This is a genomic window from Pseudoalteromonas sp. T1lg10, assembly GCF_002964545.1.
Classification (GTDB): domain Bacteria; phylum Pseudomonadota; class Gammaproteobacteria; order Enterobacterales; family Alteromonadaceae; genus Pseudoalteromonas.
In genome coordinates this window covers 202,119-220,893 of the sequence record NZ_PQBV01000037.1, presented here as the reverse complement: position 1 = coordinate 220,893, position 18,775 = coordinate 202,119, and the positions used below count along the sequence as shown (strand labels likewise).

Annotated in this window: 15 protein-coding genes; 9 read left to right on the top strand and 6 right to left on the bottom strand. The window is 50.2% G+C overall.

Translation table 11 applies throughout. The annotated features are described in order from the left end of the window. Positions 1-2: 2 nt before the first annotated feature. Entirely contained in the window at positions 3-1,418 is a 1,416-nt protein-coding gene (locus C2M17_RS09735) for an FAD-dependent oxidoreductase (RefSeq protein WP_105200600.1), read from the top strand. A gap of 77 nt (positions 1,419-1,495) precedes the next feature. On the opposite strand, the gene recN is transcribed toward C2M17_RS09735, so the two are convergent. Both recN and nadK read right to left on the bottom strand, forming a co-directional pair. Further along, the gene (recN, locus tag C2M17_RS09730; RefSeq protein ID WP_105200599.1) at positions 1,496-3,169 is read right to left on the bottom strand and encodes a DNA repair protein RecN; all 1,674 of its coding nucleotides are present in this window, start codon (positions 3,167-3,169) and stop codon (positions 1,496-1,498) included. A 230-nt stretch (positions 3,170-3,399) separates the two neighbouring features. Then, positions 3,400-4,284, bottom strand: coding sequence for an NAD(+) kinase (gene nadK, locus C2M17_RS09725; protein WP_105200598.1), 885 nt, complete (start codon positions 4,282-4,284; stop codon positions 3,400-3,402). A gap of 88 nt (positions 4,285-4,372) precedes the next feature. On the opposite strand from nadK, the gene C2M17_RS09720 reads away from it, so the two are divergent. After that, positions 4,373-5,317 (top strand): HrcA family transcriptional regulator, encoded by a 945-nt coding sequence (locus C2M17_RS09720; protein ID WP_105200597.1) that lies wholly within the window; start codon positions 4,373-4,375, stop codon positions 5,315-5,317. A 59-nt stretch (positions 5,318-5,376) separates the two neighbouring features. After that, positions 5,377-5,952 carry a nucleotide exchange factor GrpE gene (gene grpE / locus C2M17_RS09715; RefSeq protein WP_105200596.1) on the top strand — a complete coding sequence of 192 codons (576 nt, stop codon included), beginning with the start codon at positions 5,377-5,379 and terminating at the stop codon, positions 5,950-5,952. Positions 5,953-5,982: 30 nt separating this feature from the next. Here the strand turns inward: grpE and C2M17_RS09710 are convergent, their stop codons facing one another. Beyond that, positions 5,983-7,176: a multidrug effflux MFS transporter gene (locus tag C2M17_RS09710; protein ID WP_105200595.1), complete on the bottom strand. Its 1,194-nt coding sequence runs from the start codon at positions 7,174-7,176 to the stop codon at positions 5,983-5,985. Between the two features lie 212 nt (positions 7,177-7,388). Between C2M17_RS09710 and C2M17_RS09705 the strand changes: the two genes are divergently transcribed. Continuing rightward, positions 7,389-8,183 carry a M48 family metallopeptidase gene (locus tag C2M17_RS09705; RefSeq protein WP_105200594.1) on the top strand — a complete coding sequence of 265 codons (795 nt, stop codon included), beginning with the start codon at positions 7,389-7,391 and terminating at the stop codon, positions 8,181-8,183. A 15-nt stretch (positions 8,184-8,198) separates the two neighbouring features. Continuing rightward, positions 8,199-8,732 carry a hypothetical protein gene (locus tag C2M17_RS09700; RefSeq protein ID WP_105200593.1) on the top strand — a complete coding sequence of 178 codons (534 nt, stop codon included), beginning with the start codon at positions 8,199-8,201 and terminating at the stop codon, positions 8,730-8,732. A gap of 62 nt (positions 8,733-8,794) precedes the next feature. Here the strand turns inward: C2M17_RS09700 and efpL are convergent, their stop codons facing one another. The 3 genes from efpL to C2M17_RS09685 form a co-directional block, all read right to left on the bottom strand. Continuing rightward, entirely contained in the window at positions 8,795-9,361 is a 567-nt protein-coding gene (gene efpL / locus C2M17_RS09695; RefSeq protein WP_105200592.1) for an elongation factor P-like protein EfpL, read from the bottom strand. Between the two features lie 42 nt (positions 9,362-9,403). Next, positions 9,404-10,198, bottom strand: coding sequence for a nucleoside-binding protein (locus tag C2M17_RS09690; protein ID WP_105200591.1), 795 nt, complete (start codon positions 10,196-10,198; stop codon positions 9,404-9,406). 98 nt (positions 10,199-10,296) lie between these two features. Next, positions 10,297-11,610: a Na+/H+ antiporter NhaC family protein gene (locus C2M17_RS09685; protein WP_105200850.1), complete on the bottom strand. Its 1,314-nt coding sequence runs from the start codon at positions 11,608-11,610 to the stop codon at positions 10,297-10,299. Between the two features lie 379 nt (positions 11,611-11,989). Here C2M17_RS09685 and dapB point away from each other — a divergent pair, with 379 nt between their 5' ends. The 4 genes from dapB to greA all read left to right on the top strand — a co-directional run bounded on the left by dapB (position 11,990) and on the right by greA (position 17,932). Next, positions 11,990-12,826 (top strand): 4-hydroxy-tetrahydrodipicolinate reductase, encoded by an 837-nt coding sequence (dapB, locus tag C2M17_RS09680; RefSeq protein ID WP_442792602.1) that lies wholly within the window; start codon positions 11,990-11,992, stop codon positions 12,824-12,826. 206 nt (positions 12,827-13,032) lie between these two features. Beyond that, positions 13,033-14,169: a glutamine-hydrolyzing carbamoyl-phosphate synthase small subunit gene (gene carA / locus C2M17_RS09675; protein WP_105200589.1), complete on the top strand. Its 1,137-nt coding sequence runs from the start codon at positions 13,033-13,035 to the stop codon at positions 14,167-14,169. Positions 14,170-14,187: 18 nt separating this feature from the next. Beyond that, complete coding sequence (gene carB / locus C2M17_RS09670; RefSeq protein ID WP_105200588.1) at positions 14,188-17,406, top strand: carbamoyl-phosphate synthase large subunit; 3,219 nt, start codon at positions 14,188-14,190, stop codon at positions 17,404-17,406. Between the two features lie 49 nt (positions 17,407-17,455). After that, entirely contained in the window at positions 17,456-17,932 is a 477-nt protein-coding gene (gene greA / locus C2M17_RS09665; protein ID WP_105200587.1) for a transcription elongation factor GreA, read from the top strand. Positions 17,933-18,775 lie beyond the last annotated feature (843 nt).

Here is an 18,775-nt window from a genome sequence, read left to right as displayed (position 1 = left end):
GTATGAGCCAGAATGTTTATCAGTTTATCGATGTACAGCGTGTCGATCCGCGCAAAAAGCCGATTTCTACGCGCAAGCAGCAGTTTGTTGAGATCTATGAGCCGTTTTCACAAAACCAGGTCGACTCTCAGGCGGATCGTTGTCTTGACTGTGGCAACCCCTATTGTGAATGGCAATGTCCGGTGCACAATTATATCCCGCAGTGGTTAAAGCTTATTCGCACCGGGCGTATTCTCGAAGCGGCGGAGCTTTCTCACCGCACCAACAGTCTGCCCGAGGTGTGTGGGCGCGTGTGCCCGCAGGACAGGCTTTGTGAAGGCGCCTGTACTCTGAATGAGGAATTCGGTGCAGTCACCATAGGCAATATCGAAAAATACATTACCGATACCGCCTTTGCCATGGGTTGGAAACCGGATATGAAGCACGTGGTATGGAGTGATAAAAAGGTCGCCATTATCGGTGCTGGGCCGGCGGGACTCGGCTGTGCCGATGTGCTGGTGCGCAATGGAGTTAAACCCGTGGTGTTTGACCGTCACCCGGAAATTGGCGGTCTGCTGACCTTTGGTATTCCTTCGTTTAAGTTGGAAAAAGAAGTGATGCAACGACGTCGGGAAATCTTTACCGAGATGGGTGTCGAGTTTCGTCTGAACACAGAGGTGGGCAAGGATATCGAGCTGCAACAGATCATCGATCAGTATGATGCGGTCTTCCTCGGCGTCGGTACCTATCAAAGTATGCGTGCCAACCTTGAAAACGAGGATGCCGAAGGCGTGCACGACGCCCTGCCATTTTTAATTGGCAATACCAACCGGGTGATGGGCTATGAAGAGGGCGAGGCTCCCTATCTTGATATGCAGGGTAAGCGGGTAGTGGTACTCGGTGGTGGTGATACCGCCATGGACTGTGTACGTACCTCGGTGCGTCAACAGGCGCAGCAGGTGATCTGTGCCTATCGCCGTGACGAAGAGAATATGCCCGGTTCTAAACGCGAGGTTAAAAATGCCAAGGAAGAAGGCGTCGAGTTTATGTTTAATGTTCAGCCTAAGGGCATAGTGGTGGACGAGCAAGGTCGGGTGAGCGGCGTTCGCATGGTGCATACCCAATTGGGCGAGCCCGATGAAAATGGCCGTTGTCGCGCCGAAGAAGTTCCCGACTCAGAGCATGTTGTGGCCGCCGATGCTGTGCTGATGGCCTTTGGCTTTAAGCCCCATAAGATGGAATGGCTGGAGCCCTTTGGTGTGGAAATAAATCACTGGGGTGGCATTAATGCCCCAGAGCAAGGCGCCTTTACGCACCAAACCACTAACCCGAAAATTTTTGCCGGGGGTGATGTGGTACGGGGCTCGGATCTGGTGGTTACCGCCATCTTTGAAGGCCGTAATGCCGCAGAAGGCATTATGGATTACCTGGAAGTTTAATTTTGGATAAACCTTGGAAGCAGCAAAGCGGGCATTAGCCCGCTTTTTTTATGCGCTGTTTTTACTCATTGATAATGTTAAGCGTGAGCCGCAATCAGCTCCCTGGCATTGGCCAAGGTGGTTTTACTTATATTGTCACCGGCCAGCAGGCGGGCGATTTCATCAACGCGGCCTTGCTTATTAAGCGCCAGCATTTGTGTAAAGGTTTCATCATTGGCCACCTGTTTGCCCACGAAGAACTGGTTCATGGCGCTGGAGGCCACTTGGGGCAGGTGGGTCACACATATAACCTGAGTGGATTGGCCAAGGCGACGCAGCAACTTACCTACCGCTGCTGCGGTTGGCCCGGAGATACCTACATCCACTTCATCGAAAATAAGGGTTGGCGTGGTCACGCGCTGGGCGATGATCACCTGGATTGCCAAACTGATCCGCGAGAGCTCACCGCCGGAGGCAACCTTAGACAGCGCCTGCATGGGTTGGCCCGGGTTGGTGCTTACCAAAAATTCGATGCGGTCTAAACCAAGGCGGCTGGGTGTGCGCGCTGAGTCAAAATCGAGAGCAATGGCAAAGCGGCCATTTTCCATCGACAACTCATGCATACTGGCGCCGATCAGTTCGCTTAATTCTTGCGCCGCCTCTTTACGGCTGGCGGATAATAGCTCGCAGCACTGCTGATATTCATTAAGAGCTTCGGCTATCTCATCATCGAGCTGAGCCAGGCGTTGATCGTCAACACAGATTGCTTCCAGATCCGTTTTAATTTGCAGGTGATGTGCCACCAGAGCCTTAGGTTCAACCATATGCTTGCGCGCCAAGGTGATGGCGGTGCCCAGGCGTTCATCGAGCTGGGCTAAGCGCTCCGGATCCAACTCAGCGCTATCGCAATAACCGCGCAGCTCGCGGCTTGCTTCTTCTACCTGCACGCAGGCGTCGTTAAGCATGGCGGCAATGCCTTCTAAGCTTGGGTCTATGGCGGCCAGCTCGCTAATGGCAATGGCGCTGTGCTGTAGGGCACCGTTAATGGTTTGCTCATCACCTTCGTACAAGGCATAAAGTTGCTGCTGTGAGCCTTCAAGCAAGTGCTGGGCATGGCTAAGACGATTATGCTCCACCTCGATTTGCTCATATTCGCCGTCCTCCAGAGCAAATTCGTCGAGCTCGGCGACCTGATATTCAAGCAGTTGCTTTTGTGCTTGTTGTTGGGCGTGCTTGGCCTCTAACTCGCGCAGCTCCAGCTGTAACTTTTGGTATTGGCTAAAGCTTTTCGCTGTATTTTCAAGTAAGGATTTATGGCCGGCATAGCCATCGAGTAATTGCAGCTGATGGTCGTTTTTCAGCAACAACTGGTGCGCATGTTGACCATGGATGGATAATAAGTGCTGCCCCAATTCCTTTAACTGGGCGGCGGTAACACTGATGCCGTTGATATAGCTTTTGCTGCGGCCATTTTTCGCAACTACGCGTCGCAGCAGGCATTCTTGCTCATCTGCCTCCAGCATATGCTCTTGCAAAAACTGTTGAGCCTTGGGCAGGCGACTAATATCGAAACGGGCGCTAATGTCTGCCTGTTTGGCGCCGGGGCGCACGGCGGCAGCGTCGGCACGCTCACCTAAGCACAGAGAGAGGGCATCGATGGCAATCGATTTACCTGCACCGGTTTCCCCTGTGATTGCGGTCATACCGGCATGCCATTGGGTTTCAAGCTCGCTAACAATAGCAAAATTAGAAATAGTTAATCCCGAAAGCATACTGTTTATCCATCCAGTTATATACTAACTGTTAATCTATACAGTAGTCCGTTTTTTTGCAAATTAAATTTTAAACAATTTGCGCTTGCTCTGGCTCGGTGTATTTGTTGCCAGGCACTCTAGAAGGTGTCTTGTACTCCATACCTGACTTAGGGAGCGCCCTAAGCCATTTATCTTCTTGCCAGCGTCAATTAACTTGCCCCCGGTCGCTGATGTATTCCAAAGTAACTCTAATACAGGCGCGAGCCCCAATTTAGTTTTTGGCGCAGCACGTTATAGTAGGAGTAATCCGTGGGGTGAATTAAGCGCAGCGGCCTTTCTGCTTTTTTGATCACCACTTCATCGCCGGGCAGGGTGGCTAGCACCACATGGCTGTCGCAACTGACCTGCAGGCTGTCGGTATTATCCAAGCTCAGTTTAAGACGAATAACGCTCTCCCCATCGACCACCAAGGGTCGGCTCGATAGGGTATGAGGGAACATGGGCACAAGGGCCATGGCATTAAGACCCGGAGTAAGAATAGGGCCGCCGCCAGACAATGAATAGGCGGTGGAGCCGGTCGGCGTTGACACTATCAGGCCATCGGACTTTTGCGAAAACACAAAATCATCGTTAATAAAGCATTCGAATTCGATCATGTGTGCCACCTTGTCGGCGTGCAGCACAGCTTCATTCATCGCCGAGTTGGCACTTTTGAGCTCGGCATGACGAAATACTTCCACTTCCAGTAAGAAGCGTTTTTCTTCTATGTAATGGCCGCTGAGCACCTGCTCCAAGGCAGGCTCAAAGCCGTCCGGGTTAAGGTCGGTTAAAAACCCCAGGTTGCCGCGGTTTACGCCGATCACGCCAACATTAAAGCGGGCCAGTACGCGCGCGGCGCCAAGCATATTGCCGTCACCGCCCACCACTATGGCCAAGTCCGCTTGCTCACCCAGCTCGACCAAATCGACCAGATTGGCATCTTCGGGATTTGCCAATTGCCCGCCATAATGACGCTCCACCAAGACCCGGTAACCTAAAGCTTGCAAAAAGGCATAGAGGCGTTGTAATGTCAGCGCCGCGCCTTCATGATGTGCTTTACCAATTAAGCCAATAGTTTTAAAAGAAGCGCTCATATCTGTGCCATAAATGAAGTAACTCTTTATAGAGTAACGCAAAAGTGGTGGGGTTGAAACTGAGGCAAAGAGCCTAAATTATAACAATATGAAATTATCTCCACGTGATGAGCAGATATTCTCTGCGGTAATGAGTTTATACTGCGACGGTCAGGGTCTGCCGGTTGCCTCTTCTCGTATTGCCAAGCAAAAGGGGATGGCGGTGTGCAGCGCCACCGTACGCAACGCCATGGCACGCCTCGAAAAACTGGGCTTACTCTATTCGCCCCATACCTCGGCCGGACGTATTCCTACCCAGCAAGGCTTTGATTTTTGGTTCGATTCCTATTTTCATCTAGATCAGCTAGGTCAATATTGGCAGCCGCCACTGGAAAAACTGGTTGAATTTGCCCACCACCTGGCACGGCGCTACAAGGTTTGTTGCTGTGTTGGTCTGCCTCAGGTCACCACTCAGTGGGTGTTCCGAGTAGAAGTGCTGGATTTTGACCGCACCCATTGGCTGGTGCTGCTGTTGGACCGCCAAGGTCAGGGCCACAATATTCTTATTACCAAGCCCCTTGAGGCCAATGATGATATTCGCTATCAGTTTGCGACCTGGTTGAATTCGGTTTTTGCGCAGCAAAACCTGCTTGAAGGACTGCACCGAATGAAGGCCATGAGCCGCACCGCGCCCCATTATTGTCATGGCTCCTTGGCGCAGTGGACGCGCGAGTTAGGAAATAAACTTGGCAGCGACAACAGTATAGTGGTCGGCGAAAATAACCTTTATGCCTACACAAATAGCGAGCAGGAACTCAACATAGGTGCGCGCTTCTTACATGGCATCGAAGATAAGTTGGCGTTTCGCAACGGTGTGTCCGTGTTGTTTGGCGATCAGTTGCCCTTACCGGGTTTTGAACCCTTCTTAGTTTTTAGCCTGGCTTACTTTGCCAACCAGGAATATCAAAGTCGATTTTGCGTGATCTTGCCCAAGTCGGCGCCGATTGAGGCGATCATTCAAGAATTTGCGCAAATCGAGCACCTTGACTCTTGAATCCGCTAAATACATCCCCATAATGAATCGCAGTTACGCAGTTTTTGGAGAATATAAAGATGTCTGAGCAACCACAGGCTAACGAACACGAACAGGAAAACCTTGAGGCTCAAGAAGAGCAAGAACAAGAGCAGGGCTCACAAGAGCAAAGCATTGAAGCTGAGTTAGCGGCTCTTTATGCGGAATTAGAAGCTGCAAAGCAAACCGTTGAAGAGCAAAAAGACAGCGTGATTCGCGCCGCCGCCGAAGTTGAAAACATTCGTCGTCGTGCTGCACAAGATGTTGAAAAAGCACATAAGTTTGCGCTAGAGAAGTTTGCCAACGAACTGCTTCCGGTGATCGATAACCTAGAGCGTGCCATCGAGTTTGCTGACAAAGAAAATGAAGCCTTGCTTCCTATGCTTGAAGGCATCGAAATGACGGCCAAAAGCTTTGTTGAAGCCGTTGCCAAGTTCAATGTCGAAGTGGTTAACCCTCAGGGTGAGGCGTTTAACCCGGAACTTCATCAAGCTATGGCAATGCAACCGAGTGAAGATGTCGCACCTAATACCGTTATAGCGGTTATGCAAAAGGGTTACACCCTGAACGGTCGTTTGTTACGCCCGGCCATGGTTATGGTATCGAAAGCGCCTTAAGTTTTTGATTAATAGAAAAATGCCCACTTTTTAGTGGGCATTTTTTTTGCGTTGCCAAAGCTGAGTCACGGCGATTAGGATAATAGCCACAAACATCATGCTGGAGAAGGGCACCGCATTAACCGGGTGGATCAGCGCTAAAAAGGGTCCCACTAAAGCACCGCTGCCAAAGCGCAGTGTACCTATGACAGCCGTAGCCGTCCCCGAGTTACGTTCAAACTCCATTAGAATAAGGGCATCGGCATTAGAGGCGATAATGCCTAAACTCATCATCAGCGGCGCTATGCTCCACACTATGTAGTACAGCGACTGCTCCATCAGGCTAAAGGCCAACAAGGCGCTGCCGCTGACTAGCGCCAGAGCCAGACCAAAATACAGCATCTTGCGCGAGCCGACCTTAGGCACCACTCGGGTGTTAATAAAGTTACCCAGCATCAAGGCAATAACATTAAACGCAAACAGTACGCCAAAAAGTTGCTCCGAAACTTTAAAATAACCCAGGTAGATAAAGGGTACCGAGGTTAAAAAGCAGAAAAATGCAAAGGAGGCCAACATGGAGCTAAGTATATCGGCGCGAGCTTTGGCCTCACTGAGGACTACAGCATAGCTGGCAAAAAACAGCTTCAGACCACGGTGCTCACTGCGATAAATGGGTATATCTATCAGGTGCATCTGCACCCAGACAAGACATGAGAAGGCATAGCCGCCGAGCACCAGAAATATCACCTGCCACTGTGCCAGGGTTAGAATTGCCGAGCCTATGCTGGGCGCCGCCAGGGGCGCAACCATCATGATCATCGACACATAGCTCATGCCCTTGGCGGTATTTTGCTGATAAATATGGCGGATAATGCCGGGCACCACCACGGTCGCGGCGGCGCCGGTAAAGGCCTGCACACTGCGCAGTAACCAGAATAAATAGATGTCTTCGCAAAAGGCCAAAGCCACCGAACTGAGCCCAAACAAGGCGAGGCCGATACGCGCCAAACGGCGACGACCCATTTGATCGGCAATGGGGCCAAAAAACAGCATGCCCAAGGCATAGCCTGCAAGGTATACGCTCAGGGAAATTTGTACCTGAGGCATGGTGGCGCCAAGATCCTTGGCGATTTGCACCATGGCCGGCAAATACATATCCACGGCCAGCGGCGTAATAGCCACAATACTGGCCAACAAAGGCAATAGCACACGCCGACTGGGCGTTCTTGTGTCGGTTAAGGACATAGATACAATATCTTCTAAGTTGGTGAAGGAGAGACTAGGGGAAAGTGCGCAGGCAGCGTCCAGTGCCTAGTTTGTTCACTATAGCACCAAGGTTTCGGCCAGAATAGGGGAACATTATTAACATTATGTTAATTAGACACTTTATTCGACGCTAGGCGTTGCCTTTGTGGTTTGCTATGCTTGGCGCAAGAGAAAAATGGGAAGCATTAATAATGAAAAAACTAATCTTAGCCCTTAGTGTGGCGGCCGTTATCGGCGGTTGTAAAACCTCACCGACCGGACGCACTCAGGTGACCTTGTATTCCGATGCGCAAATGAGCCAGTTAGGCGGCGCCAGCTTTGAGCAGATGAAAAAAGAACAAAAGGTTAACACCGACTCGCGCACCAATGCCTATGTACAATGTGTGGCCGATGCGGTGATCCAGGTGTTACCGACAAAGTATGCGCAGCAAAAGTGGGAAGTGGTGGTATTCGAGGAAGACTCGGCCAATGCCTTCGCCCTGCCAGGCGGCCATATAGGTGTACACACCGGCTTACTTAAGGTAGCGCAGAACCAGGATCAACTAGCTACCGTGATTGGCCATGAAGTGGGCCATGTGATCGCCGAGCACTCCAATGAGCGTGCTTCACAAAGCCAAATGTTGCAAACCGGTATGCAAATTGGCGCCGTGGCAATGGATATGGGCGAGATAGGTTATCGTAATGAAATCATGGCGGCGCTTGGTTTAGGTGCTCAGTATGGCGTGGTATTGCCATTTAGCCGCACTCATGAAAGCGAAGCGGATGAAGTGGGTCTGGAGCTGATGGCCAAGGCTGGTTTTGAACCACAGCAATCCGTTGCCCTGTGGCAAAATATGGCGCAAAGCGGTGGTGCGACTCCTCCTGAGTTCTTATCGACGCACCCGGCGCCAACTAGCCGTATTAACGAATTGCAAAAGCGCATGCAAGGTGCCAACGCCTTGTATCAGCAGGCTAGAAGTCAGGGTAAGCGTCCTCAGTGTCGTTAATTCTGGGTTTGTAGCATGCCTAAGCTAGCCCTGTGCTTGGCCTTGCTGCTGGCTGCGGCCTTGACCTTAGACAGCCTGATCTCGGCGCCTGTCTTTGCCATTCAGTGGCGCAGCCCCGAGTTTATGGCGGGCATAGCGCCGACCTTTAACCTGGTTAAATTACTGGGTATGGCCGTACTTACGGCCTACCTATGGTGGGGCGTACCACGGCGGCAGTATTCCCCCGGCATCACCATTGCGCTGCAATGTGTGGTGCTCATCTGTGCGGTACATACGGTGGTGTTGCTGATCGGCAGACAAAGCCTGGTGAGCGACGCTGAGCACTATACCTCTGAGGGTCCCTATACGGTGCACACCATAGAATCTCAGGATGCCCGCACCAGCCGGCAGGTGATCTATTGGCGTTGCCAGCGCTCGCTTGGTTTTTACTCCCTTGAGGAACTACGCCAGCTTCCCTATCACCCAGGTGCCTATATAGAAAAGCAAGATGGCAAGTGGTATTACATAGGTGAAAAGCGTTATGAATTGGCGGCAGGGCAGTGTGACTAGCAAGCTAATCAGCAATAAAAAAGGTGAGCAAGTGCTCACCTTTTTCAATTACGAGGTAGTTATTAGGCGCGGCTAATAAACTTGCTCTCGGCGGTGTTGATTTTAATTTTATCGCCGCTTGAGATGTGCTCTGGCACCTGAACCACAAGACCTGTGGTCAAGGTAGCCGGCTTAGTACGCGCACTGGCAGAGGCACCTTTAATTGACGGAGAGGTGTCTTCAATTACCAATTCAACGCTGGTCGGCAAGTCCACAGAGACCGGACGGCCTTCTACTAGCACTACCTGCACACCCTTGGTCGACTCGTCGATAAACAACAATTGCTCGGCAATGCTGTTTTTGTTCAGGTGGTACGGCGTGTAATCTTCATCATCCATAAAGATGTACTCGTCGCCATCAACGTACGAGAACATAGCTGCGCGGCGCTGTAGATCGGCAAAGTTCAGCATGTCTTCGGCTTTGAAGGTTTCATCAACCTTGCCGCCATCAACCACGTCATACATGCGCATACGGTACAGGCTACCACCGGCGCGGCCCTGAGGCACAGAGCGCTCGATATCACGGACGATCATAACGCGACCATTGTATTCAATGGCGGCGTGTTTTTTAATTTCGCTAGCCTTAGGCATAGTCTTACTTCCTAATTTAATTGACCGGGATAAGTTACCCGATTAAAAGGTCCAAGCCAAGTGGATTTGCGGCACAGATTCTGTGGTGTTGGTGCCCAATTTGTTATGCCAGTACTGCCACTCAACACCCAGCATCAGGGTTTGCTCCGGCATTTGCAGGGCGTGACCCAAATCCCATTGCACTATCGGCTGAGCTAAAAGCCAGCTCTTCACCTTGTCGCCAAACTCGTTGTCGCGCTCATCGATATATTCAACATGGCCGGTAAAGTAAAACTTTTGCTCGCCTATGCTAAAAGGTGCGCCCCAGGCCAGGTCCAACATCCAGCTGTCGCTTTCAGTCGGTGCACCGCCTGAGCTGACGCCATCGCTGTCATCGATATAGGCGGTTACCAGGGTTGAGAAGAAATCAAAACCTTCTACTTGCCAGTCTAGCTTCACACCGGGCAGATACTTCATCACATTGGCATCGCCGGCGGCGTTAAAGCCCATCACAAAGCCCACATCTTTTAGCGGACCTAGGTCAATTTGGTTACCGCTGATCTTGCTGTAGCTGAAGTTGGAGTACCACTCGCCGTAGAAATCGCTGTCCTGATAACCATCTTCTAGGTCGTCATTGATGATATCGATAAAGAAGAAGTTATCGCCCAGGCTGTAACCCGAAGCGTGTTGCAAAGAGACGATACTGGTGCCCGCTTCTTTTTTAGTGAAGGGGTTTTTAAAGTCGCCATAGTTTACATGTAACTGAGTTTGGCTCCAGGTTGCGGCTTGTGCATTGCTTACACTGGCACACAAGGACAGCGCCACCGCGCCGTATAACAAGGGTGTGGTAATTTTCATAACTACAAGGTGATTAATAAATAAAAGAAATGTCGGCGGCTATTGTAACAGATGGCGGCATTAGGCCGCCACTGTAAGCAGGAGGGCTGGATGCTGGGTTATACCTTATGGCGGCGTAAGATGATGATCAGTACCGCAGTGATAGCCAAGATAAAGCAATAGAAGGCCGAGGTAGATACCTGCCAAGGGCTAATGCCAAAGGTCGCGCCGAGAAGCAGAGCCTGAGCGCCATAGGGCAGTGTACCTTGCAGCACGCAGGCAAAGATATCGAGCAAGCTGGCAGAGCGCTTTGCGGAAATTTCGCCGTCCTGGGCCAGCTTTTTAGCTATTGGACCGGCAACGATAATAGACACGGTATTATTGGCAATACACAGGTTCGATGTCATTACCAGCACGGCGATACCCAGCTGATCCGCCACCTGGCGATTAAACCTGGCCACGAGCTTGGTTACCGCCTGGATTTTTCGTGCCAGGTAATCAAGGCCGCCGCCGCGACGAATAAACTCAGACAAACCGCCAATAAACATCGACAGCAAGAAGATTTCCTGCATATTGCTAAAGCCCTTGTAGATGTCTTTAACAAAGGCGCCACCTTCATAACCTGAAGTAAAACCCATCAGTGCCGCGAAAATAATGCCGCTAAAGAGCACCACAAAAACGTTTAAGCCCATAACCGCCAGTACAAGAATAAAGACGTAGGGCAGTACCAAAAGCCAGTCAAAATCACCCACCTCTACAGGTTGAGGCTCAGGGGTCAGGTAAACCAATAGCGCTATGGTTAGCACGGCCGCAGGCAGGGCGATTTTCAGGTTCTCGCGAAACTTATCTTTCATTTCACAGCCTTGGGTGCGGGTGGCCGCGATTGTGGTGTCGGAAATAATAGATAAGTTGTCGCCAAACATGGCGCCAGACACTATGGTACCGGCCATCAGTGCTGGGTCTATGCCGGTTTTCAGTGATACCGCCAAGGCAATAGGGCCAATGGCGCCGATTGTGCCCATGGACGTGCCCATGGCGGTGGAAACCACGGCCGAAATCAAGAACAAGCCGGGCAACAGCATGCTTGGCGGAATAAAGGATAAACCGGCATTGACTATGGCATCCACACCACCGGTCGCACCGGCCACCGCCGAGAAGGCACCAGCGAGCAAATAAATAAGACACATGGTGATGATGTTGCTGTGTCCGGCGCCGCGAATAAAGGTTTCTACCGATTCGTTGATGCGCTGCTTAGCGAGTACAAAGGCCAGTACTATGGCAGGCAAAATGGCCACAGGAGCCGGTAATTGATAGAAAGCGTAATCAACGCCTTGCGATTGTAAATACAGACCTGTGCCTAAAAATATAGCGACAAAGACCAGTAGGGGGACGAGTGAAAGTTTTGCCACAGTGGCATTGTAGTTAGGCTGCATGTATACCTCAATTTCGATCACCAACAGCCAAAACCTTCTTTTAGCTGCATTTATTTTGCAAAACAAGCTAAGCCCTGTTGTGCATGCGCCCGCAAGCCAAAGACCAAATCGGCGCTAAGTGGAGAAGTTTAAACGTGTGGATGGCTAAAGTCTATGGTGATCACGTTTTTGTTATTGTTTTTCATTTTTGTAGCACAAAAAAACAACGATATCTAATTTGTGTCACTCACATAGGTAATACCTAAAGCTAAGCCCTCAAGCAAAGCCCTTAAGCCAAGCCCATATTTGTCTGATGCCTTTGCTTAAGGATGCTTTTAGTTTGCACGGTGCTTGTGCCTAGCACCTAACACCTATCTGCGTTAGCATACGGGGTAGTTAAATGAACAAGATTATGGGGAAGAAAATGAGCGTAGGTTTAGGCATTTTAGGCGCCAACGGGCGCATGGGTCAGGCGCTGTTGGAAGCGGGTAACGACGATACACAAGCCTGTATTAGCGGCGCCTTTGTACGTGAGCAGTCGCCATTAAATGGCCTGGCGGTAGAAACCCTGGTCAAAGGACTTAAAGAGAGCGCGCAGACCCTTACCTTTACCCCTCTAACGCCCAGCGACAAGCTGGATGTGCTGATCGATTTTACCCTGCCCGAAGGCATGCTGGTTCACCTAGACTTTGCCGTTGCCAACAAGATCCCTATGGTTATCGGCACCACGGGCCTGAATGATGCGCAAATGCAGCGCTTGCATAAGGCCGCCAAACATATCCCCATCGTCTTTGCCCGTAACTTCAGTGTTGGCGTTAATCTGCTTTTGGATTTGGTGCAAACGGCGGCGACAAAATTCGGTGACGACGCGGACATCGAAATATTTGAAGCCCATCACCGTCATAAAATCGATGCGCCTTCGGGCACCGCCCTGGCCATTGGCGAAGCCATTGCCGAAGCCAAAGGCTGGGACCATGATCAAGTGGCCGTTTATGACCGCTCACAAAGTGAACAGGCTAAATCACAAAAGGAAATTGGCTATTCGGTGCTCAGAGCGGGCGATATAGTTGGCGAACATACGGCTTATTTCGCATTAATGGGGGAAAGGCTTGAATTAACACATAAAGCTAGCTCAAGAATGACCTTCGCCCGTGGCGCTGTGAGGGCTGCAAAGTGGGTGCAAAATAAACACCCTGGCTTTTATTCCATGCGCGAAGTGCTGGAACTGGGTAAGTAAACGTGCTTTTTTGGGTGTTTCGGTGTTTTTTTGTGTCAAAGGTGTCGTTTTCTATATTTATTGATATTTAATTAGATCTTTTTGCTACTCTCGTGTAGAATATCGCCAATTTGCCAAAATTTCATAATGCGCCTAGTTAAGCGCTTTAAACGGGTTGTAAATCAGTCGCATTTTTTACTCCCGTTTTTTACTGTTAGGAGGTTAACTTGACTAAATCCGCTCTGTTAGTCCTAGAAGACGGCACAGTGTTTCGCGGTACTGCGATCGGCGCTGACGGCATGTCAGTCGGTGAAGTAGTATTCAATACGTCTATGACTGGGTATCAGGAAATTCTGACCGACCCGTCTTACGCGGAACAAATCGTAACTTTGACTTACCCGCATATCGGTAACACGGGTACTAACAGCGAAGACGAAGAAGCGAACAAGATCTGGGCCAAGGGCCTGGTTATTCGCGATTTGCCACTGCTAGCGAGTAATTTCCGTAATGAACAATCACTCAGTGATTACCTAAAAGAGCGCAACATTTTAGGTATTGCCGATATCGACACCCGTAAGCTTACTCGTATCCTACGTGATAAGGGCGCGCAAAACGGCTGTATCATCGCCGGTGATGAGGTTGATGAAAGCAAGGCGCTAGAAGCCGCTAAAGCCTTCCCAGGCTTAAAAGGCATGGATTTAGCTAAAGTAGTATGTACCGAGTCAACATATCAATGGTCTGAGACAAGCTGGACTCTGGGTGAAGGTTTTAAAACGCTTGCTCCAGAAGACGAGAAATTCCACGTTGTTGCCTATGACTTCGGTGTTAAGCGCAATATCCTGCGCATGTTGGTAGACCGTGGCTGTAAGCTGACTGTAGTGCCGGCGCAAACCAGCGCTGAAGAAGTACTGGCACTAAACCCAGACGGCATCTTCCTGTCAAATGGCCCTGGCGACCCTGAGCCATGTACTTACGCTATTGAAGCGATCAAAACCTTCCTAGAAAAAGATATTCCTATTTTCGGCATCTGCCTTGGTCACCAGCTATTGGCGTTGGCCTCAGGCGCGAAAACAGTAAAAATGAAGTTCGGCCACCACGGTGGTAACCACCCGGTTAAAGACCTAGACCGTGATGTTGTGATGATCACCGCGCAGAACCACGGCTTTGCTGCGGATGAGGCAAGCTTGCCTGATAACCTACGTGCAACGCATAAATCATTGTTTGACGGTACCTTGCAGGGTATTCACCGCACCGACAAGCCGGCATTTAGCTTCCAGGGTCACCCTGAAGCCAGCCCAGGCCCACACGATGCAGCCCCTTTGTTCGATCACTTTATCGAACTGATGCAAGCGCAATCTAACTAATTTGAGACCGGAGTAATAATGCCAAAACGTAATGATATTCAAAGCATTCTTATCTTAGGCGCGGGCCCGATCGTGATCGGCCAGGCCTGTGAGTTTGACTACTCAGGTGCTCAAGCCTGTAAAGCGCTAAAAGAAGAAGGTTACCGTGTAATCCTGGTTAACTCGAACCCGGCGACCATTATGACCGACCCGGAAATGGCTGATGCGACCTATATTGAGCCGATTCACTGGGAAGTGGTAGAAAAAATCATCGAAAAAGAAAAGCCGGATGCGGTATTGCCTACCATGGGTGGTCAAACTGCATTGAACTGTGCCCTTGACCTAGACAAGCACGGTGTACTGGCTAAGCACGGTGTTGAGCTAATCGGTGCAACCGCTGATGCCATCGACAAAGCGGAAAACCGTGAGCGTTTCGACGTAGCGATGAAAAACATCGGCCTTGAGTGTCCGCGTGCAGAAATCGCCCACTCAATGGAAGAAGCGCTGGATACACTAACGCGTATCGGTTTCCCTTGTATTATTCGTCCTTCTTTCACCATGGGTGGTACCGGTGGTGGTGTTGCTTACAACATGGAAGAGTTCGAAGAGATCTGTACCCGTGGTCTTGACCTGTCACCAACGAGCGAGCTTTTAATCGATGAAAGCCTGCTCGGTTGGAAAGAGTACGAGATGGAAGTTGTTCGCGACAAAAACGACAACTGTATCATCGTCTGTTCAATCGAAAACTTCGACCCTATGGGTGTACACACAGGTGACTCAATCACGGTAGCGCCAGCGCAAACCTTGACCGACAAAGAATACCAAATCATGCGTAATGCCTCTATGGCGGTACTGCGTGAAATCGGTGTTGAAACCGGTGGTTCAAACGTACAGTTTGGTGTGTGTCCTAACACCGGCCGTATGGTTATCATCGAGATGAACCCGCGTGTGTCTCGTTCATCAGCACTTGCTTCAAAAGCAACGGGTTTCCCAATCGCGAAAATCGCAGCCAAGCTGGCTGTGGGTTACACTCTGGATGAGCTACAAAACGACATCACAGGCGGTGCAACCCCTGCGTCATTCGAGCCGTCAATCGACTATGTTGTAACTAAGATCCCTCGCTTCAACTTTGAAAAGTTTGCCGGTGCTAACGACCGTCTAACGACGCAGATGAAGTCGGTAGGTGAGGTAATGGCGATTGGCCGTAACCAACAAGAATCATTGCATAAAGCACTTCGTGGTCTTGAAGTAGGCGCGACTGGCTTCAACCCAATCTTGCCTGTGGGCGAGAAGGGCGCAATTGAAAAGATCACTCGCGAGCTTCGTGAGCCAGGCGCTGAGCGTATCTGGTACATCGCCGATGCCATGCGTCACGGCATGAGCGTTGAAGATGTATTCAACCTAACCAAGGTTGACCGTTGGTACCTGGTACAAATCGAAGACATCATCAAAGACGAGCAGCAAATCGAAGAAGTAGGCTTTGCCGGTCTTACTGCTGACTTCCTACGTCGCCTGAAGCGTAAAGGTTTTGCCGATGCGCGTATCGCCGAGCTTGCCGGTGTATCTGAAGCGGAAATCCGTAAGAAGCGTCACCAGCTTGAAATCTTGCCTGTGTACAAGCGCGTAGATACCTGTGCGGCTGAATTCAGCTCAGACACGGCCTACATGTACTCAAGCTACGATGAAGAGTGTGAAGCTGCACCGTCTGACAAAGACAAAATCATGGTAATCGGTGGCGGCCCTAACCGTATCGGCCAGGGTATCGAATTCGATTACTGTTGTGTACACGCGGCCCTTGCCATGCGTGAAGACGGCTACGAAACCATCATGGTTAACTGTAACCCTGAAACCGTTTCTACCGACTACGACACATCAGACCGTTTATTCTTCGAACCAATCACGCTAGAAGACGTGCTTGAAATCGTCCGCGTTGAGAAGCCAAAAGGCGTTATCGTGCAGTACGGTGGTCAAACACCACTTAAACTTGCCCGTGAACTAGAAGCGAACGGCGTGCCAATCATTGGTACTTCACCGGATGCAATCGACCGTGCCGAAGACCGTGAGCGCTTCCAGCAAATGGTTGAGCGTTTGAACCTGCTTCAGCCTGACAACGCAACGGTAACGTCACTTGAAGAAGCGGTAGCCAAGTCTAAAGAAATCGGCTTCCCACTGGTAGTACGTCCTTCGTACGTACTAGGTGGTCGTGCGATGGAAATCGTCTACGATGAAGACGACCTACGTCGCTACATGACAGAAGCGGTATCTGCTTCTAACGAAGCACCGGTATTGCTAGACCGCTTCCTGGACGACGCCATCGAAGTGGACGTTGATGCCATCTGTGACGGCACCGAAGTGATCATCGGCGGTATCATGGAGCACATCGAGCAAGCGGGTGTTCACTCAGGTGACTCGGCCTGTTCATTGCCAGCGCACAGCCTAAGCCAGGAAATCCAAGACGTAATGCGTGAGCAAGTACGTGCTATGGCCCTTGAGCTAGGCGTTGTGGGTCTGATGAATACACAGTTCGCGGTTAAAGACGGTCAGGTTTACCTAATCGAAGTGAACCCGCGTGCTGCACGTACCGTGCCTTTCGTATCAAAAGCAACCGGTGTTGCCCTTGCTAAGGTAGCGGCCCGTTGTATGGCCGGTCAGTCTCTTGCCAGCCAAGGCATCACCAAAGAAATCATTCCTCCTTATTACAGCGTGAAAGAAGTGGTACTTCCTTTCGCTAAGTTCCAAGGTGTTGACCCAATTCGTGGCCCAGAAATGCGCTCTACCGGTGAGGTAATGGGTGTAGGTGATACTTTCGCCGAAGCCTTCGCTAAAGCCCAGCTAGGTGCAGGTAATGCTTTACCACGTGGTGGTCGCGCGTTACTATCGGTTCGCAATGGTGATAAAGCTCGCATCGTTGAGCTTGCTAAGACCATGATCGAATTAGGTTTTGAACTAGACGCAACCTCAGGCACCGCTCAGGCGCTTGAAAATGCAGGCATCGAAGTTCGCCGTGTAAACAAGGTATTCGAGGGTCGCCCTCATATCCTTGACCGCATTAAAAACGGTGAATACAGCTATATCGTTAATACCACAGAAGGTCGTCAAGCGATTGAAGACTCTAAGGTATTACGTCGTGGCGCCTTGATGCACAAGACCAACTACACCACAACATTGAACGCCGCGTTTGCTAACTGTACAGCAAACTCTGCGGATGACCGTGGTAGTGTCTCGTCAGTTCAAGAGTTACACCAACGAATCAACTAAGCAATAGGCCGCAGCGCTTGCGCTGCGGCTTGCTGTAAGTGGGAATATTATGCAAAAGATTCCAATGACCACACGCGGTGCCGAGTTATTGCGTGCAGAGTTAAACGAATTAAAAACTGTTACTCGGCCAAAAATCATCGCTGATATCGCCGAGGCGCGTGAACACGGCGACTTGAAAGAGAATGCCGAGTATCATGCCGCTCGCGAGCAGCAAGGTTTTTGCGAAGGACGTATTCAAGAAATTGAAGCTAAATTGTCTAATGTGCAAATCATTGACGTAACGAAAATGCCTAACAATGGTAAGGTAATTTTTGGTTCGACAGTGAGCATTGTAAACCTAGACACGGATGCTGAGGTGACTTACCGCATTGTTGGTGATGATGAAGCGGACATTAAGAACAACTTAATCTCTGTAAACTCACCCATCGCTCGCGGCCTTATCGGTAAAGAGCTGGACGACTGTGTGAACATCGAAACACCAAATGGTACGGTAGAATTTGAGATCACTGAGATTGAATATATCTAACCTTGGTTGAGGTGTTTAAAAACCCGCTGAAAGCGGGTTTTTTTATGGGTGTAGGTCAGGCTTTGCCGTGTTGGGCGAGCGCGTTAAGAAAATAGCGCGGTGAACTATTTTTAGCAAGCGAACGCCTTGAGCCAGCGAAAGGCCGGGGACGGCAAGTCAGAGGAAATGCATAACCACCGTGCAAGTAATTCATCCGTGAAGCTGGGCTCCTTTTGTGACGAAGTTACGGCGTCCCTGTCTCCACCTCCGAGCGCTGCGAAGCGGTGCTTCGGTCACTCGTCGCCCCTCTTTGGAAACTCCGCGAACCCGTGATTCGCTTATGCTTGCGAACTCAGCGTTTTGTTAAGCGCTCCGTTTAGTCATTGAGGCGATTTAAGTATTAATCACCTTAGAACAATTCATCCATGAAGCCGTGATCCTGTCGGCATCCATGCCTCCACCTCCGGGTGCTGCGAAGCAAGGCTTCGGTCACCCGTCGCCCTCGCTATCAACAGCACAATCCACAACAAAATCTGATTTCTCCTGCGCGAATCTAAACGGGGAGATCCATACCTGTTATTTCGTATTAGTGCCGTAAGCCTTTTTCAAAGAGAGATAAGTAACAATGTGTCAATTGTGGTTGTTCTGGCACGCTATGTAACACACAAACCGGCTCGGTTATGTGGTGATAAGAGATAGGTTTCTGATATTCACTGGGAAAATAAATTACATAGCGAGCCAAGCAAGGCTCGAATAAGTAACGGCTCGTTTTACTTAATTACTTCTTCATTGCTCGCGAGAAAAACACCTGCTAACTTATTACTATCATTAAATAAAAAGTCTATTGGTGAGAAAATATGGGGT

Excerpts from the sequence above, each read along its gene's own strand:
- C2M17_RS09685 (WP_105200850.1), bottom strand. The coding sequence starts at position 11,610 with ATGCAGCCTAACTACAATGCCACTGTGGCAAAACTTTCACTCGTCCCC.
- recN (WP_105200599.1), bottom strand. The coding sequence starts at position 3,169 with ATGCTTTCGGGATTAACTATTTCTAATTTTGCTATTGTTAGCGAGCTT.
- grpE (WP_105200596.1), top strand. The coding sequence starts at position 5,377 with ATGTCTGAGCAACCACAGGCTAACGAACACGAACAGGAAAACCTTGAG.
- C2M17_RS09700 (WP_105200593.1), top strand. The coding sequence starts at position 8,199 with ATGCCTAAGCTAGCCCTGTGCTTGGCCTTGCTGCTGGCTGCGGCCTTG.
- C2M17_RS09710 (WP_105200595.1), bottom strand. The coding sequence starts at position 7,176 with ATGTCCTTAACCGACACAAGAACGCCCAGTCGGCGTGTGCTATTGCCT.
- carB (WP_105200588.1), top strand. The coding sequence starts at position 14,188 with ATGCCAAAACGTAATGATATTCAAAGCATTCTTATCTTAGGCGCGGGC.
- nadK (WP_105200598.1), bottom strand. The coding sequence starts at position 4,284 with ATGAGCGCTTCTTTTAAAACTATTGGCTTAATTGGTAAAGCACATCAT.
- C2M17_RS09720 (WP_105200597.1), top strand. The coding sequence starts at position 4,373 with ATGAAATTATCTCCACGTGATGAGCAGATATTCTCTGCGGTAATGAGT.
- greA (WP_105200587.1), top strand. The coding sequence starts at position 17,456 with ATGCAAAAGATTCCAATGACCACACGCGGTGCCGAGTTATTGCGTGCA.
- C2M17_RS09690 (WP_105200591.1), bottom strand. The coding sequence starts at position 10,198 with ATGAAAATTACCACACCCTTGTTATACGGCGCGGTGGCGCTGTCCTTG.
- C2M17_RS09735 (WP_105200600.1), top strand. The coding sequence starts at position 3 with ATGAGCCAGAATGTTTATCAGTTTATCGATGTACAGCGTGTCGATCCG.
- dapB (WP_442792602.1), top strand. The coding sequence starts at position 11,990 with ATGAACAAGATTATGGGGAAGAAAATGAGCGTAGGTTTAGGCATTTTA.
- efpL (WP_105200592.1), bottom strand. The coding sequence starts at position 9,361 with ATGCCTAAGGCTAGCGAAATTAAAAAACACGCCGCCATTGAATACAAT.
- C2M17_RS09705 (WP_105200594.1), top strand. The coding sequence starts at position 7,389 with ATGAAAAAACTAATCTTAGCCCTTAGTGTGGCGGCCGTTATCGGCGGT.